The organism is Pedobacter zeaxanthinifaciens, assembly GCF_003313335.1.
GTDB classification, from domain to species: Bacteria; Bacteroidota; Bacteroidia; order Sphingobacteriales; family Sphingobacteriaceae; genus Pedobacter; species Pedobacter zeaxanthinifaciens.
Genome location: NZ_QMHP01000001.1, coordinates 569933 through 586704 on the forward strand (window position 1 = coordinate 569933; position 16772 = coordinate 586704).

13 protein-coding genes are annotated in these 16772 nt (G+C 38.7%); 5 read left to right on the forward strand and 8 right to left on the reverse strand.

Going from position 1 to position 16772, the window contains the following annotated elements; translation table 11 throughout:
- Positions 1-257 precede the first annotated feature (257 nt).
- Positions 258-1445 carry a BaiN/RdsA family NAD(P)/FAD-dependent oxidoreductase gene (locus tag DUT68_RS02450; RefSeq protein ID WP_113635385.1) on the reverse strand — a complete coding sequence of 396 codons (1188 nt, stop codon included), beginning with the start codon at positions 1443-1445 and terminating at the stop codon, positions 258-260.
- A gap of 201 nt (positions 1446-1646) precedes the next feature.
- Here DUT68_RS02450 and DUT68_RS02455 point away from each other — a divergent pair, with 201 nt between their 5' ends.
- Positions 1647-2786: a 5-(carboxyamino)imidazole ribonucleotide synthase gene (locus DUT68_RS02455; RefSeq protein WP_113635387.1), complete on the forward strand. Its 1140-nt coding sequence runs from the start codon at positions 1647-1649 to the stop codon at positions 2784-2786.
- Positions 2787-3017: 231 nt separating this feature from the next.
- The gene (gene purE, locus DUT68_RS02460; protein ID WP_113635389.1) at positions 3018-3500 is read left to right on the forward strand and encodes a 5-(carboxyamino)imidazole ribonucleotide mutase; all 483 of its coding nucleotides are present in this window, start codon (positions 3018-3020) and stop codon (positions 3498-3500) included.
- A gap of 248 nt (positions 3501-3748) precedes the next feature.
- On the opposite strand, the gene DUT68_RS02465 is transcribed toward purE, so the two are convergent.
- Positions 3749-4312, reverse strand: a complete 564-nt coding sequence (locus DUT68_RS02465; protein ID WP_113635391.1) for a YqgE/AlgH family protein — start codon at positions 4310-4312, stop codon at positions 3749-3751.
- A gap of 99 nt (positions 4313-4411) precedes the next feature.
- On the opposite strand from DUT68_RS02465, the gene pdxH reads away from it, so the two are divergent.
- The 3 genes from pdxH to DUT68_RS02480 all read left to right on the forward strand — a co-directional run bounded on the left by pdxH (position 4412) and on the right by DUT68_RS02480 (position 7433).
- A complete protein-coding gene (gene pdxH / locus DUT68_RS02470; RefSeq protein ID WP_113635393.1) occupies positions 4412-5062 on the forward strand; it encodes a pyridoxamine 5'-phosphate oxidase in 651 nt (216 codons plus the stop codon).
- Positions 5063-5151: 89 nt separating this feature from the next.
- Positions 5152-6612 carry a peptide MFS transporter gene (locus DUT68_RS02475; protein ID WP_113635395.1) on the forward strand — a complete coding sequence of 487 codons (1461 nt, stop codon included), beginning with the start codon at positions 5152-5154 and terminating at the stop codon, positions 6610-6612.
- A gap of 95 nt (positions 6613-6707) precedes the next feature.
- A complete protein-coding gene (locus tag DUT68_RS02480; protein ID WP_113635397.1) occupies positions 6708-7433 on the forward strand; it encodes a polyprenol monophosphomannose synthase in 726 nt (241 codons plus the stop codon).
- Between the two features lie 60 nt (positions 7434-7493).
- Here the strand turns inward: DUT68_RS02480 and DUT68_RS02485 are convergent, their stop codons facing one another.
- From DUT68_RS02485 to DUT68_RS02510, 6 genes are all read right to left on the reverse strand, one after another.
- On the reverse strand, positions 7494-8405 hold the full coding sequence (locus DUT68_RS02485) for a sugar phosphate isomerase/epimerase family protein (RefSeq protein ID WP_113635399.1): 912 nt from the start codon (positions 8403-8405) through the stop codon (positions 7494-7496).
- 15 nt (positions 8406-8420) lie between these two features.
- On the reverse strand, positions 8421-9353 hold the full coding sequence (locus tag DUT68_RS02490) for a phosphodiester glycosidase family protein (RefSeq protein WP_113635401.1): 933 nt from the start codon (positions 9351-9353) through the stop codon (positions 8421-8423).
- Positions 9354-9492: 139 nt separating this feature from the next.
- A complete protein-coding gene (locus DUT68_RS02495) occupies positions 9493-12420 on the reverse strand; it encodes a phospholipase D-like domain-containing protein (protein ID WP_113635403.1) in 2928 nt (975 codons plus the stop codon).
- A gap of 152 nt (positions 12421-12572) precedes the next feature.
- Complete coding sequence (locus DUT68_RS02500) at positions 12573-13952, reverse strand: IPT/TIG domain-containing protein (RefSeq protein ID WP_113635404.1); 1380 nt, start codon at positions 13950-13952, stop codon at positions 12573-12575.
- Between the two features lie 86 nt (positions 13953-14038).
- On the reverse strand, positions 14039-15331 hold the full coding sequence (locus DUT68_RS02505; RefSeq protein WP_113635406.1) for a DUF5689 domain-containing protein: 1293 nt from the start codon (positions 15329-15331) through the stop codon (positions 14039-14041).
- Positions 15332-15339: 8 nt separating this feature from the next.
- Positions 15340-16770 (reverse strand): SusD/RagB family nutrient-binding outer membrane lipoprotein, encoded by a 1431-nt coding sequence (locus DUT68_RS02510; protein WP_113635408.1) that lies wholly within the window; start codon positions 16768-16770, stop codon positions 15340-15342.
- Positions 16771-16772 lie beyond the last annotated feature (2 nt).

Here is a 16772-nt window from a genome sequence, read left to right on the forward strand (position 1 = left end):
CAAAGCGAAGAATCTATTAACATTCAATAGATGTCTCGTAACCTCGACATGACAAGGTGCCTTAAAATAAATCTGATAGCAAGTACTAAATACCGCTATCATTCGAAACGACTTGCTATCCAGAGAAGCCTTGTAATTTACAGTGTCCTTTCATTCAGAGCGCCCTTGTCATTCAGAGCACCTTGTCATTCAGAGCGAAGCGAAGAATCTACTAACATTCACTAGATGTCTCGTAACCTCAACATGGCAAGGCGCAATTAAATATGTTGCGCTATCACAAAACCGCTGGCCCATGCCCACTGGAAGTTGTAGCCGCCTAGCCAACCCGTTACATCTACACACTCCCCGCCAAAATAACAACCGGGTAGCTTCTTGCTCTCCAAAGTCTTTGATGAAAGTTCATTGGTATCAATACCACCACGCATAACTTCTGCTTTATCATAGCCTTTATCGCCTGCTGGCTTAACAACAAAATGGTGAATTGTTTGCGTTAAACTTTCCATTTCAGCCTTGCTTAAATCAGCAATAAGCTTTGTTAATGGCAAAAATTTACCTAAAGCCTCCGTAAATTTCTTGGTATAGAATCTATTTAACAAAGTAGATAACTGAACACCTCCATTTCGCTGTCTTTCAGTTACTAATACTTCTTGAATGTTTGCATTAGGTAGTAGATCTATCTCAATATTTTCGCCCCTAAGCCAATAGCTTGAAATCTGCAAAATAGCAGGACCACTTAATCCCCAATGGGTAAACAAAATATTCTCTTCAAAACTCGCTTTATCATTTGTAACTCTGCAAAACACGCTGTTGCCAGACAACTGTGCAAACCAAGCTTCATCTTTGCCGGTAATAGTTAAAGGAACCAAGGCAGGTGCGGTGGCGACAATATTTAAACCATGTTGCTTTGCAAATTTAAGCGCAAAATCAGTGGCGCCCATTTTAGGAATTGGCAGGCCACCCGTTGCTATCACAAGCTTAGGTGCTTGTAACGTTTTTTGCTTCCCGTTGGCACGATAAATCACTTCATAAATAGCTCCTTTTTCTACTGATAAGACTTCTGCACCACAAATAATTTGTTGATCCATTTCCTCGCAAAGCGATGTAAATACATTTACCACATCCTTGGCATTTTTGCCATCTGGAAACAGCTGTCCAAGTGTTTTTTCGGCTCCGTAAATACCGTAGGTTTCAAAAAAATTGATGCTATCGGCTACTGTCCATTGTTTAAAAGCAGATTTTATAAAATGTGGATTACTGGAAATAAATTGCTCATCAGTTGCACCTAAATTAGTGTAGTTACAACGGCCACCACCGGAAATCAATATTTTGGCACCTGGCTTATCATTTTTTTCAAGCAATACTACCCGCTTACCTAAAAAACCAGCTTGCACTGCACACATCAAACCGCAAGCGCCAGCACCAATAATTATCGCATCATAATCCATCTAACAAGTATAAACTTTAAAGGCAAAAGTAAAAAATGCAAAGCGATTATTACCTCTTGTTTTTTTAACCTATCTCACACAAATCACACTGAAAAATATTGCTAAAATACTTGAGGTTTTCTTAAATAAAATTGTAATTAGTAAATCTAAAGAACCAAAAATCCCCTATTTTTCCTATTTTTGTGCAAATAAAAAACAATAATGGCAAAACAAGTTAGCGAAATCAAATTAGGTATTTTAGGTGGCGGACAGTTAGGCAGAATGTTGATTCAGGAAGCAGTTAACCTCAACATTACAACTTTGGTACTTGATCCTGATGCCGATGCACCATGTAAAAGCATCGCTAACTATTTTGAAAATGGCTCCATCACCGATTACGATACGGTTTATAATTTTGGTAAAAAGGCTGATGTAATTACCATCGAAATTGAAAAGGTAAATGTGGAGGCATTAGAACAGTTGGAGAAAGAAGGAAAACTAGTTTACCCGCAACCACGAGTAATTAGGCTGATACAAGATAAAGGCATACAAAAACAATTCTTTAAAGAAAACGACATTCCTACTTCGCCATTTATGCTAGTTAATTCAAAAGAAGATTTGACCAGCGAAAAATTTCCTTTCCCCTACATTTTGAAATTACGAAGAGATGGCTACGACGGAAAAGGTGTAATGAAAATTACTGATTCAAGCGATGTTCATGAAGCTTTTGACGCACCTACGCTTATTGAAGAATGGGTAAATTTCGAAAAGGAAATTGCTGTAATTGTGGCTAGAAACGCCAACGGCGATGTTAAAACGTTTCCAATGGTGGAGATGGAATTTAATCCAGAAGCAAATTTAGTTGAGTTTCTAATTTCACCATCTACCTATCCGGACAGTATACAAGAGCGTGCCGAAAAAATTGCTAGAGATATTGCAGCGGCTTTAAATATTACTGGAATTTTAGCAGTAGAAATGTTTGTAACACCAAGCGGAGATATTTTGGTAAATGAACTAGCTCCTCGTCCGCATAACAGCGGCCACCAAACTATTGAGGGAAATTATACCTCACAGTTTGGTCAGCATTTAAGAGCTATTTTGAATTTGCCTTTAGGCGATACGCGTTCTATTTCCAACGCAATTATGGTAAACGTGCTTGGTGAAAAAGGCCATGACGGCGTAGCTAAATATGATGGTTTGGAGAAAATACTATCGGTAGAAGGCGTTTATGTTCACCTTTATGGCAAAAAATATACTAAGCCGTTCCGCAAAATGGGGCACTTAACCATTATTGATCAGAACAGAGAAAAAGCAATTGAAAAAGCCAGATTTGTTCAGAAAACATTAAAAGTAATATCTTAGGAATCAGGGATCAGTTTTCAGGAATCAGTTAATAGGGATTAGGACATAAGGATAGAATGCAAGAGAAACGGAACGAAGAAAACTACTAAGGACAGCAACAGGAATGAATAAAAAGTTTTAATATTTTTTTAGCCAATTAACCTGACCACTGATACCTGACCACTAACCACTGATACCTAACCACTAATACCTAATACCTAACCCCTAAATACGAAAACCTTAAATAAAAAAATGAAAGTTGGTATTATCATGGGCAGCAAATCTGACCTGCCTGTTATGCAAGATGCAGCTGATATCTGCAAAGAATTCGGTGTAGATTTCGAAATTACGGTGGTTTCAGCACACCGCACACCAGATAGGATGTTCAGCTATGCTAAAGAAGCAGCTAGCCGCGGAATCAAAGTGATTATCGCAGGTGCAGGCGGCGCAGCGCACTTACCGGGCATGGTAGCATCAATTACCACCGTTCCTGTGATTGGCGTTCCTGTGAAATCATCTAATTCCATTGATGGTTGGGACAGTATCCTATCTATTCTTCAGATGCCAAATGGGATTCCCGTTGCTACGGTGGCTTTAAATGCAGCAAAAAACGCAGGTTTATTGGCAGTACAAATTTTATCTACGGCAAAGCCTGAACTAGCTAAAAAAATGCAGACTTATAAAGATACATTAAGAGCAAAAGTTGAAGAGACTGCTGCTGAAATGGAAAGTTAGTTAAGAAGTCAGAGAGTTGCTAGTCCGCAAGTGGGAAAGATGTTGTAAGTCCGTAAGATTTTAGTCCGCAAGTCGGAAAGTGATGGGATTTAAGGCTAGATGTGATAAACCACGTTTCGCGAACTTCTAGTCTTCGGACTTCCCGACTTTCGGACTCCCCCACTTAATCAAACTCCTTTTTCTGGAAACTCTATATCTTCGGACATCGGACTTTTCCGTATTTCGGACTTCCCAAACAGCCAAAAAAACTAATTCAAACTAGGATCTATCGGAAAATTACTTACGTGAGCATATTTCGGTCCTAAGTTAATGATCACTTCTTTCCAAAGCTCTTCTTCATTATTAGAAAAAACAGTTTCTTGATGATATTGATCGGAGACAATCCAAGTGTTAGCAGCCACTTCACTCTCCAACTGCTGATAACCCCAACCTGAATAGCCTAAAAAGAATTTCACTTCGTCCTCTTTAATGCTATTATTGTTGATCATGAGTTTCAAAGTTTCAAAATCTCCGCCCCAATAAATTCCGTCGCCAATTTCCTCACCGCTATTTAGTTTGTCGTAACAACGATGGATAAAGTGAACGGTATCCACTTCTACGGGACCTCCAATAAAAACCTGAAAATCAGCTAACCACAAATCGGGAATTAAATCCTTAACTACCAAATTACTCGGTTGGTTTAGTATAAAACCTACCGTACCTTGCTCATTATGTTCAGTAAGCAAAACCACTGAGCGCTTAAAATTTGGATCCGACAAAAAGGGCTCCGAAATGATCAACTTACCTACAGAAGGGTTTAACAAACTTAACATAGTTCAAAATAACAAATATATTTTATGATTATGCTCATTTAAATCTTAAAAAATAGGCTAATATTAAAAAGTATAGCCTAACTAGCTTATTTTTGCTTGATGAAGCTAAGCAAAGAAACAATACAGAATTTAAGGCAGGAATATAAATCAGCCGAATTAAATGAACAGGATGTTATTAAAAATCCGATAGCACAGTTTGAAAAATGGTTTACCGATGCAATGAGTGCACAGTTATACGAACCTAATGTGATGACTTTAGCTACGGCAGACAAATCTGGCAGGCCAAACGCTAGGATTGTATTGTTAAAGGGTGTTGATGAAGAAGGCTTTAGCTTTTACACTAACTACTTGAGCCAAAAAGGAAAAGAAATCAAAAAAAATCCCTATGCTTGTTTAGTATTTTTTTGGGCCGAACTAGAGCGACAAGTGAGAATTGAGGGAAGAATTGAAAAATTAGATAAGGAAACCTCTGAACAGTATTTTCATTCGCGACCTACTGGAAGCCAAATTGGCGCAATTGCCTCTCCCCAAAGTCAGGTAATTGAAAGTAGAAACAATTTAGAATTGAAAGTACAGGAGCTAACGCAACAATACGAAGGAAAGCCAATACCAAAGCCAGCACATTGGGGCGGTTACATCGTTAAACCTACTTCAATTGAGTTTTGGCAAGGCCGACCAAGTCGTTTACACGATAGAATAAAATTTACTTTAGTTAACGGAAGTTGGAAAATTGAGCGTTTGGCTCCTTAGTTAATTAGTCAATTATCCGTCTGGCTCTTGTCGAAGGTCAAATTTTAAGTGCTATCCAAAAAACCAAAAACTAATCAACTAAAAATCTAATGAATACCAAGCACCCAAAACAGCTCTATCTCCTATTTTTCACTGAAATGTGGGAGCGTTTCTCATTCTATGGCATGAAAGCCCTGCTTTTGGCCTACATGGTTACGCAATTAAATTTCGATGAACCCAAGGGTTATGCCATTTTAGGTGCATATTCTGCTTTGGTATACACTATGCCTATGTTTGGCGGCATGTTGGCCGATAAATTTTTGGGCTACAGAAGAGCAATTATTTTTGGAGGAATAATGATGGCTATTGGCCATATTGTGCTGGCCATTCCTCAAGATTGGAGCTTTTTCTACGGGATGGCGTTCATTATTTGTGGTAACGGCTTTTTTAAGCCTAATATTTCAAGTTTAGTTGGTACACTTTACGAAAATAACGACCCCCGGAAAGATAGTGCATTTTCACTTTTTTACATGGGAATTAACGTTGGTGCGGCCTTAGGCGGTTTATTATGCGGTTACGTGGGGCAACAAATCAACTGGCATTACGGCTTCGGACTAGCCGGAATTTTTATGGTGCTTGGCTTAATTGTTTTCATCATTGGTAAAACTTCATTGAAAGAAAAAGGGCTGCCACTTACCAATAAGCTTAACGAAAAAGTACTTGGTTTTATCAAAATTGAATATCTCATTTACCTGCTAACTTTAGTGGTATTGCCCGTTATTGTTACTTTGTTCAATTATTATGAGGCGCTAGACAGTATCATGCTGGTATTGGCGGTAATTTCTGTTGCTTATGTACTTTATGTAGCATCAAAGCTCGAAAAAATAGCGAAGTTCAAGTTACTTTCGGCACTTATTATGGTTGTAGTTTCTACCTTCTTTTGGGCTTTTTATGAGCAAAATGCAGGTTCACTGAATCTATTTGCTATGCGCAATGTGGATATGCATGTATTCGGGTTGGAATTGCCTGCGCTATCAGTAAACAACTTTTTACCACCAGCTTGGGTAGTAGTGTTAAGCTTGTTTTTTGCTGCATTGTGGCCTTGGTTAAATAAGCGAGGATGGGAACCTTCGACACCTGGCAAATTCGCATTTTCATTCATTTTCGTGGCCATCGGATTTTTCACCTTTTATCTCGCTTGCCAAGCAAGTTTAGATCACGGCCTCATTCCGCTGTTGGCGTTTGTTGGAGGATATTTCTTTATCATTTGCGGAGAAATGTGCATCTCACCAGTTGGACTTTCAATGATTACCAAGCTATCTCCAGTAAACATTGTTGGGCTAATGATGGGTATTTTCTTTTTCTACACCGCTATTGGCGAGTTTTTAGCAGGGAAAATTGGTGCCTTAATGAGCATCCCGAAAAATATTGTGGAGGCAAACAACCCTGTGCTTTCGTTACCCTACTATGCCAACGTGCTGCTTCAAATATCCATCTACTCCGCAGGTATTGGTGTGTTGATATTTTTCTTAGTTCCCGTGCTAAAAAAATGGATGGCAGATATCAGATAGTTTAACAAAATTTAACGACTTACCTCAGTTCAAACATCAGCTTAAATTCATTACTTTCGCAAATCGTAATTCGTTAATCTAAAAACTAACATTAATTGTCAGACAGCTTAGTCATCATACCTACCTACAATGAAAAAGAGAATATCGAAAAGATAATTCGCAAGGTTTTTTCATTGCCTTATTTATTTGAGATTTTAATCATTGATGACGGATCACCGGATGGAACTGCACAAATTGTACAACAGTTGCAGGATGAATTTCCAGCATTACATTTAGCGCAACGTAGCGGAAAATTAGGTTTGGGAACTGCCTATATCCATGGGTTCAAATGGGCTTTGGATAGAAAATATGAGTACATTTTTGAAATGGATGCTGATTTTTCGCACAATCCCGAAGATTTACTGAGGTTACGAGATGCATGTGTGAATGGTGCCGATTTAGCTATAGGCTCACGATATGTTAAAGGCGTAAATGTAGTAAATTGGCCTATGGGACGTGTATTGATGTCGTACTTCGCGTCAATGTATGTGCGTATCATTACCGGAATCAACATCCAAGATGCTACAGCTGGTTTCAAATGCTATCGTCGTAAAGTTTTGGAAACCATCCCTATGCACAAAATCAAGTTTGTTGGTTACGCGTTTCAAATTGAAATGAAATTTACAGCTATCAAATTTGGTTTTAATGTGGTTGAAGTACCTATTATTTTTACCGATAGAACAGAAGGTACATCTAAAATGAGTACCCGCATTTTTAGAGAAGCATTTTTGGGCGTAATTCAAATGAAGGTAAACAGCTGGTTTAGAAATTACAAGAGATAGCTAAACGTGTTTCCACGTGTAATTGGCCAATTACCCTACATTAATAGGATTTGATAAGGATTACTTGCTCAACTTAAGTAATTCGCGATAGCAGTCCAGATACCCTTCTAAATTTGCCGTGGTACTTTCATACATAAAAGGCCCTTGGTACTGAATGGTTTTTAAAGCGTTGAAAATGGCTTTCCAATCGTTTTGTCCTTTACCGTCACATGGAAAATAATGTCTCTCAGCTTGTCCATCGCCATCAGCAACGTGGAGCGTTTTAACCCTAGATCCTAAAGCCAGTAGAAGTTTTTCAGGGTTGGCAATATGGTTCAAATCCACCGCAGCGTAAACATCATCAGGTAACAATTTAAAAATAGCCAAGCACTCCTCCACAGTTCTCATTAAAGGTCGTTCCTGATTGCCTTTAGCTACCAAAAGTGCCGGACCTAGCATATTTTCTATAACCATCGTCGCTTTCATCGTTTTCACATTTTTATTCAATTCTTCTACCGATTTGATCAGTTGCCGAATATGTATATCCCTTTGATTCAGTGATAAATAATAGCTAGGATGAAATAAAATGATCTTCGGTTTTAATACTGCTACATACTTCAGCACTTGTTGATGAAAAGCAATTACCTTTTGTCGGCGAGTTTCATCAACAAAAGAAATGTCTATCTCTTTACCGTAAGGCATATGAATTGACCAAATTTCTACGCCCATTTCAGTAGCTGACTGCTTTAGCTCACGCATTTTTTTCATCATTTCGGCATCGTCCAAAATGAATGTCAATGAGTCTTTATTGATGTAGGGCGTAAGGCCAGTTTCAACACAATCTATACCAGCATCACTTATTTGCTTTAGTTTCTTTTTAGTTAACGAGTTAGCACCTATAGAAATGCCTATCTTATAACGTTGCGCCTGAGCAGAGGTTACAATTAGAAAGGCTGTGAATGTTATTAATATTAACTTTCGAAGTTTAAACATGTGTTGCTTGGCGATCTATTTAATAAATAAAGCTGTTTCTACTTTGCGCTGCCCGTAGTGATCAAATTTCTTATTATCTGTTGGATAATTCACAATACCATTTGGCACCTGACCTTTTATCCACATCATTGTTGAGCCACCACCGTCAATATTCATTGCAGATTTTGGATTAAAGTAGCGTACCAAGAAACTCGTCAATTCCTTGGCTGACATTCCCTTAGCCACAGCATTTCTTCCGTCAACTGTAATAAGGAGCAACTTTCCATTTGCAGTAATGGCAATGGCAGTACGTGGATGGCGTACACCTTGATGTTTAAGATAATGCTCGTAATGAAGTTTTTTGAGATCCAATTTCAACCCTGTGGTATCTGCAAATGTTAAACCAACAGGTTTATAATTATCGATTAGCATGGGCGCTCCAGTGATAATATTGTCCGACTTCACCTTTGCAAAATCAGTTGGAGAAAATTGTATATCAAATTGAGTTCCTTCGTTATTAAAAGTCATCATTCCCTGATGTTTCCACCAGTAAATACTAGTTTTAGGCACCTTCACCTGCTGGATATCCACTCCCTTTAAACGCAAATGCATGTAATCAGCTGAGTCTTTCTTCTCAATAAAGTAAGTAGCATTAATGCCCGCAATAGCACCAGAAATTTTACCAGCAAAATCGGAAAGCGAATCTTTCTCTTTGTTGTAAGCCAGCACTGCTCTGCCTAGCTTAGCCTTAGGATCAAAGCTTACTACGTTTACGTTTTGATTAGCAAATTCCGAATCTGTTGCCGAATTGAAACGATACCAAATTACATCCTTCCTAAGCGTATCAATTTTCCAATCCTTTTGGTCCAAAAGTTCTGCTGTGTTTGAACTCGATAGGTTTTTTTTTGTTGCACAACCTAAAGCTAATGCAGTAAAACAAATTAGTAGCCCGCTTTTAATAATCCTCATGTTATTGTTTATTTATCTGAGATTAAGATACTCATTACTTAAAACTAATTCTGTAAAATTGAAAAGAGCTACCCTTCATACAAGGGTAGTCTTCTGCTTGAGAACGTGTTAACATCGTTAACTAGTTATTTCAATTTTTTTAATTTCGCACTAGCACTTTAATAGCTTCTTTTGCAAGCCCATTATTCATCATCAAAACGTATACACCATTTTGTAAATTAGCCGGAATTGAGACCGTATTATTGCCATTTACCAGTGTATATTGTCGAGAAATTATTTTCTTTCCCCCAATATCAGACAGCGTGAAATTTGCATTTCCTTTGACTGTGGTATGAACATTTACAGTTAAAACAGAAGAACTGTAGTTAGCCGAAAGTGTTGTGGATTCTCCTAGCTTAAAATCAATCGCTTTTATCTCCGAAAGTTCGTTATCGCCGTTAAAATCTACTTGTTTAAGCTGATAAAAGTTAGTCCCAGCGAGCGGCATTTTGTCTACTGCATTATAGTGATTTAACTTATTGCTATTTCCCACTCCATTAATACGAGCTATGGCATTCCAGTTTTTTCCATCAGCGGACCTGAGAACTTCAAAATGCGAATTGTCTTTTTCGGTAGCAGTTGACCAGCTAAGCAGCACCGAATGATAACTTTTTTTAGCTTCGAATTTGGTTAAACGTACCGGCAGCGGGGCTATGTATGTTGCAGTTCCTGTGATGAATAGCGCATCATCAAAACCATTTTTAGATCTGCCAATGGCAAATGTACCTGTACCTACACCAGCGGTGAAACCCCAAACATATAGCCTGAAAGTAACCTCTTGATTGTTTTGCAACTGCTGCAATGCAACAACATTAGCTAAGCTGATACTAGGCTGATCCAATCCCTCGGTATAATTGTTTACGAATTCATCATCAGTAGTACCTAATGGTATAAAATTAGTACCATCTAAACTGTACATCCATCTGAATGAAGATTTTGCTCCTCCGTTAGAACTTCTCCTCATTTTAGCATACAAATTAGTTAAAGCTAAGGTATAGTTAGCTTTAGGTTTCATTTTAAATTCCAGGTAACTTTCGCCATCAATAGCTGCTTGTTTATCCGGTGTAAGCACTTGCGGGATAGAAGAAAAACCTCTCACCAACTCATACTCTTTCAAACCTGCTCCCCTAGTTATTGATGTGCTTTCTACGCCAGTGGCAGTGCTAGCCTCATAGCTTAGCTCGTTGCCCGCTGCATTACCACCGTTGTTAGAAGTTGCAAACTCCCAACCCAATAATACTTTTTCATTGCTTGCTTCATCAGCCAATACATCTCCATTTAAAACTACACTGTTACCATTGTTAACCGAGTATGGCCCCAATCCAAAAGTAGAAGTTAACGTAGTAGCACCCCAAAAGTATAACCTGAGGTAAACTTTTTTTCCAGCGCCAAGGTTCTGTAAGTCTTGAATTTGAGATAAATCTACAGGTGTTTGTTGAAAACCTGCGCTTAGGGTTGGTCCATTCGTAAAGGTAATATCTGCTGTGCTAATCGTTTGTAATGGGCCTTTAACGCCGTTATCTTCCACTACATACATCCATGCTCCCGTTTTTGGAGCGGCAGTGGATGATCTTCTAACTACATATTCCAAATTGGATAAAGCTATTTTTTTACTAGGCTTTGGGCTAATGTTAAACTCAAAATAATCTTCATTTGCTATGGCATCTGCTCTAGTAACACTCATTGTCAAATTTTTGGCCTGATCTTTTACACCACCCATTCCTTTCGATAAGCCATTGCCCTTAAAACCCGTACCTCTTAATAAGTTCGAATTAAATAGGCCTCCAGTAGTTTGAGTAGATAGTAAATTTATTTCTGAACCGCTAGTGTTGAGCGTATTAAAATTCCATGCTAATAGTTGCAACGTAGGCAATGCCTCTTTTATTGAATTGAAATATGTACTATAAGCATTAAATAGCGACGAATTGATTAGCGTAACTAAAACTTCATTGTTGGTTTTTAAGGCTCCATCGGTATAGTTATGTGTTCCCGTAAGGATAATTTTCGCATTCGATTGCCCGTTCCAAGTACCTTCTATGAGCATCATTTTTGCGTGAATGTTAAACACGGCCTGACCATCAGTGGATAGATTAAAAATACGAACTGTTGCACCTAAAGCTTTCAATTGGTTAAGCTTAGCTTTAGTTTGTGTGCCTGCAGCGTCTTTAGCAAATACCTCAATGGTGGCACCTTGATTACGTAACGCAATTAATTTATCCACAATAGCCGGACGAGAGTCAGTCCAGTCGGACATGGCTACTCTAATTTTAGCGTTGGCAACATCCGTAAGCGCATTTAAACTTTCTAAAATATTATCACTACCATCATGTACGCCGCCAACAATTCGAGGGAAAAATGCCAATTTGGTATTAATTGAAGGAAAATCAAATGCGGTATAAGTGAAATTCAAACGCATTCCCGATGCTGCATACTGTTTCATCACATTCCAGTTACTTAAAAAAGCTTGGTAAACATCAGCTTCATTAAAAATAAGCGCATCCTGAACTTTACTCATATCAGAAGTGGTGAAATTATGTGAAGTTTGGAAGGTAACGTTAGTAACCAGTCCTGCTGTTGTAGTTATCCCAGAAAATAACACATGCTTGTGGTGATTGATCGCATTAGAGCTTACGTCGTTAGTGGTAACTACAATTTCTGAATTAGTGAGATTGTTTTGTAGCCAGGGCAGCGAACTTGCATTTGTTGTTTGCGGATCTGACCTACTCATATCAACAATGATGTGCAAATTTACACCCCTAGTTTCAGCATTTTTTAAAGCATCCATTAAAGGCTGATAGGTAATCATATAAATAGACATATGGATACTTTGGCCAGCTGGCGTGTTATCTACCAAAGCAATTAATTTATTCATAATTGTTGGCGATGAACCGCCTTTAGCAATGGTTGCTACATCAGTAAATACCGCCTCTGGAAAAGAGATGTTTACCTGCGCCATACCTTTGATACCAAAGAGCGTGAGCATGGTAAAAAGCAACAATCTGTTAAACTTTAGTAAAAGTTTTTTCATATACTTTGTTTGTTTTAATTTATAGGATGCTATAATTCCTTAGCGATTTATGAAATCCTAGTTTGTAGTATTACGTGAGACAAATAGATTGATTTAAGGACTATCCAAAGCAGCTAGGTTTTGAATAGTCCAAATAAGTTGAAGTTTTTGGGTTAAGGCTTGGGTACTTTCACAATCTTTCTAATGACATAGTTGTTCATGTCACCTACATAAATATTGCCATCATTATCTACAGCAACATCAGTTGGATTATTAAACCTCGAAACGCCTTGCAAACCATTTACAAAACCAGGCGCATTGAAGCTTGCATTACCGGCAATAGTACTTACAATACCATTTTTAATCATTCTGATGGTATGTGTTGCTGAACCAGTACCACCGAGTTCAGACACGTAGATGGTGCCATCACTAGCGACATCAATACCCCAAGGATTATTGAACCTGGCTTTTAGCGCCTCGCCATCAACCTGACCACCGGTAGTAGACGAACTACCACCTGAGCCAGCTATAGTGATAGTTCTCCCAGTGTGCCTGTTAATTTTTCTAATTCGTTGTCCATATCTATCAGCAGCGTACAAAAAGCCATCTGCACCAATGCAAACAGCTGTTGGGCGGTTCATTCTCACATTTGGCCAGTCGCCATCAGTAATACCTGCAGTGCCGTTGCCTGCCAAAGTAGTTACCATGCCTGTAGGCGAAATTTTTCTAACTGCGTGATTAACCGCATCGGCTACGTAAACAAAGCCGTCATCATCTACCGCGATACCTGTAATGGTGTTAAAGCGGGCCGCAGTTCCCTGTCCATCTAAAAATGCTCCAGTTGAGCCACCACCTGCTAACGTAGAAACTGTGTTAGTGCTTAAATCTATCTTTCTAACCAAGTTAGCGCCGTTATCTGCTACGTAAATATTGCCATTTTTATCTACTGCAGATTTGTATGGATTATTGAAAGTAGCTACTGCTAGCGAGCCATTTACGGAACTCCTTACACCTGTTCCAGCAATTTTGCTTACAATACCGTCTTTAGATATACGTTTGATGGATTGCGCCGTTCTATCCGTTACAATTAAATCGCCAGTTGTTGGGTCAATAGCAACACCATTGGGTAACATAAATTGTGCATCAGTTAGCGAACCAAAAGTATCGCCAACAGTACCCGAACCTGCAAAGGTTGATGTAAGGTAGTCGAACTCCGTTTGTACAGCGCCGTAGGTGAATACTGGACCTTTTGATGTGCGGTCATTTACGGTGATGGTTACATTACCTGTACTACCTTCTGCTGGCACTTTCACCGTAAGTAAAGTGTCTGATGCACTAATCACTTCGGCCTTAACACCGGCAAACTTTACAATATTTGCTGCAGCATCGGCCGCGAATCTTTTACCCCTCAATTTCACTGTTTGATTAGCTAGCGCCATTGAAGGCACTATTTGAGTAATAGATGGGTTGGTGGCAGTGAAATCGTCAGTATCGTCTTTACATGCTGTAAAAAGTACCGAAATCGTTAAAAAAAGTAATAATATCTTTTTCATTTCTTATTTTTTCCGTGTCGTTAAAATTGTTGGATAAGTCCTACAGAAATTGGTAGGATTATCCACCAATTTCTGTAGGACTTCATTTAATTCACATTTTGGAACACTTTGAAGTCATCTATGTTAAGCAGTCCGTTACTTACCGTTGAGGTATTTAATCCAAGTCCTAACTTTCTAATTCTAAAACGCACTTTACCTGAAACGTTGACATTGAAAACTGCTTCTTGAGCATCCTTACCTGCATTGGTTACGCTTTGGCCAACTTTTACCCAGGTTAAACCCTCGTTTTGTGAATATTCTAAATCGAAAGTACTTGCCGTAATTGACCCTACGTTTGGCACTCCATAAGAGAAAGTTACTTTGGAGGCACCTGAAAGCAAATCGAACCTCATTTCCAAAAATGCATCTTCAGAAAGCTGGTCTTTCATCCTAATTGCTTGCTTGCCTGATGGATTGTATTTATCTACATTAACTACATTGCTGATGATCCCCTGGTAAATCCGCCACGCCCCAGTTTTAAACGTTGCCACATCGTTGATTGCAGGCATTAAGTAACTTGCCTTCGATGTAGCTGGTGCTAACTCGAAATCTTCAGGAAAATTTGCATAAGCAGCGCCTGTTTCGTTAAAAGCACCACGCTCATTAGGCATTTTAAACTGCAACTTAGCGGTGTTATAGTAGTTTGAGTTGGCGTTATAATAAGTTGGAATCCCTTTAAAAGAAGCTAAAAGTGGTAGAGATTTTTGTGCGAAACTGGCAGTAGTTTTAGTACTTAAATAGATAAATACGTTACTCTCCTCGCCCATTTTCACTTCTCCGGCGTAAGTTTCTCCGCCTACCAAATCAGGAAACGCAACATTTAACACTTGCACTAATGTGTTTTCATAGTTCAGAAATTCGCTATACAGTTGTGTTAACGATACCAAACGGGGTGTTACCTCTTTATTTGAAGCCACCTTAGTGACCTTGGCAAAATTCAAGTTAGGACCTTTAACTTTCATTGCTCCATTTTCACGTCCCAATACGCAGTTTTCAATTTCTATTTTAACTGAATCACCATAGTTGATATTGGTATTGTTATCTGTAAACTTGAAAATTAAACCCGAAACTTTGCCTCTGGCAGTATTTTGTACCACAAGTTCATTGTTATCAAAATTTCCACTAGTTCTATCAGAAATCACCACACCAGCAATTTGCGTTGCTCCCATCAATTTTTCTTTCGCTAACACTACATCATCGCCATTATGCAACGCCTTAACGAAACTCATATAAATTATAGGGCTAATTTCGCCTTCCGACTCGTAGTGGTTCTTTTTACAGGAACTTAAAAAAGCTAAGCCGAGTAAAGAAGTAAAAAGTACTTTATTAATTGTTTTCATTTTAAATTCTATTTATTCCACCAAACCTTAGTTTTTAAATCATCGCCACCCATATTAGCCACAGCGGCCAAATAGTTTTGCTGGTTTACACGTTGTACATTTACCGGATATTTAAGACGAGTTGGCATGATCCCATCGTTTTGTAAACCAACACCTTTAGGCAGCGTTGGAAAACCTGTTCTACGGTGTTCTATCCACGACTGGAAATCAGTAAAAAACAAAGTGTAATACTTCTGCAGCATAATTTGATGCAGCTTTTGACTGGCATTGTCATTTTCATACCATTGGGCACTAGTATCAGTTAAATATCCCGTAGGTACGGTAAAACCCCACATGCCTAAGGCCGCCGCAACGCCAGTTTCATAGTAAGTCTTGGCATCACCCGGAATGTAGCCTTTTACAGCGCACTCGGCTAAAATGAACTGTAACTCCGGATAATTAATGATATTGCCCAAAAGCGGTTCGCTTCTTAATGCAGCCAAATATTGCGACTGTGGTGCTGGCACCTGACCAACAGGATAACCACTAGGAATGCCAATAAAAGCGTTATCCTTTTTTGATGCCCACTTATCTCTACGCGGATCGCCCCAATCATTTAGGTTATTGATGAAGAATTCAGAATAGCTACTGCTCACCTGAAAATCGATGTCACGGTATTCAGCAAATTCCGATAAATAAGGATCAGTACCTTGGAATTTGAGTATAGCGGAGTCGTTATTGCTCGTAAATATTGGGTAGTTGGATTTTCGCGTTTCCACGATATCCAGGATCTTCTCTCTTGCTCCCAACTCGCCAGTGCCAGATACTCGAAGCAACAATCGCAAGTAAAGGCTGTTGCAAAACTTTCTCCATTTGGTAATATCACCAGCAAAAATCGGATCCATCTTAGCCTCCACATCTGTTGTGCTTGCTGTCCTCAATAATTCATTGGCTTCCTCTAACTTTTTAAATAAATCTTGATAGATATCTTTTTGCTTATCAAACTTTGGTTGAAGCACGTATTCCCTGCCTTTATTAGCATCAAAATAGGGAACATCACCATAAACATCAGTTAATAAGGATGATACCCAAGTATCCAACACCAAGGATATGCCCATAAAGGCTTTGTTATTGATTGCATCACCACCTTTATAAATATCTTTTATGTTCGTTAACTGTAAATACCAGTTGTTCCACATATAATCAGATTCTTGTGGTCTAATCACATAACGGTGAATTTCATCGCCATCGCTCAGCGTAACGTGAACCTGCATCAACTCATGTGTTAACCGTAAACATCTGTTCAGGTTTTTCTTAATTACATCATGTACTGCCGGACCCAATAAAGTTTCAGGCGTGGTATATCTTGCGCCATCTTTACTGGTGTTCAATTCCTTAAAATCTTTTGTACACGACACTAAACTTGCTGTGATTGCTAACGCTGCTATAATTTTTTTCATCA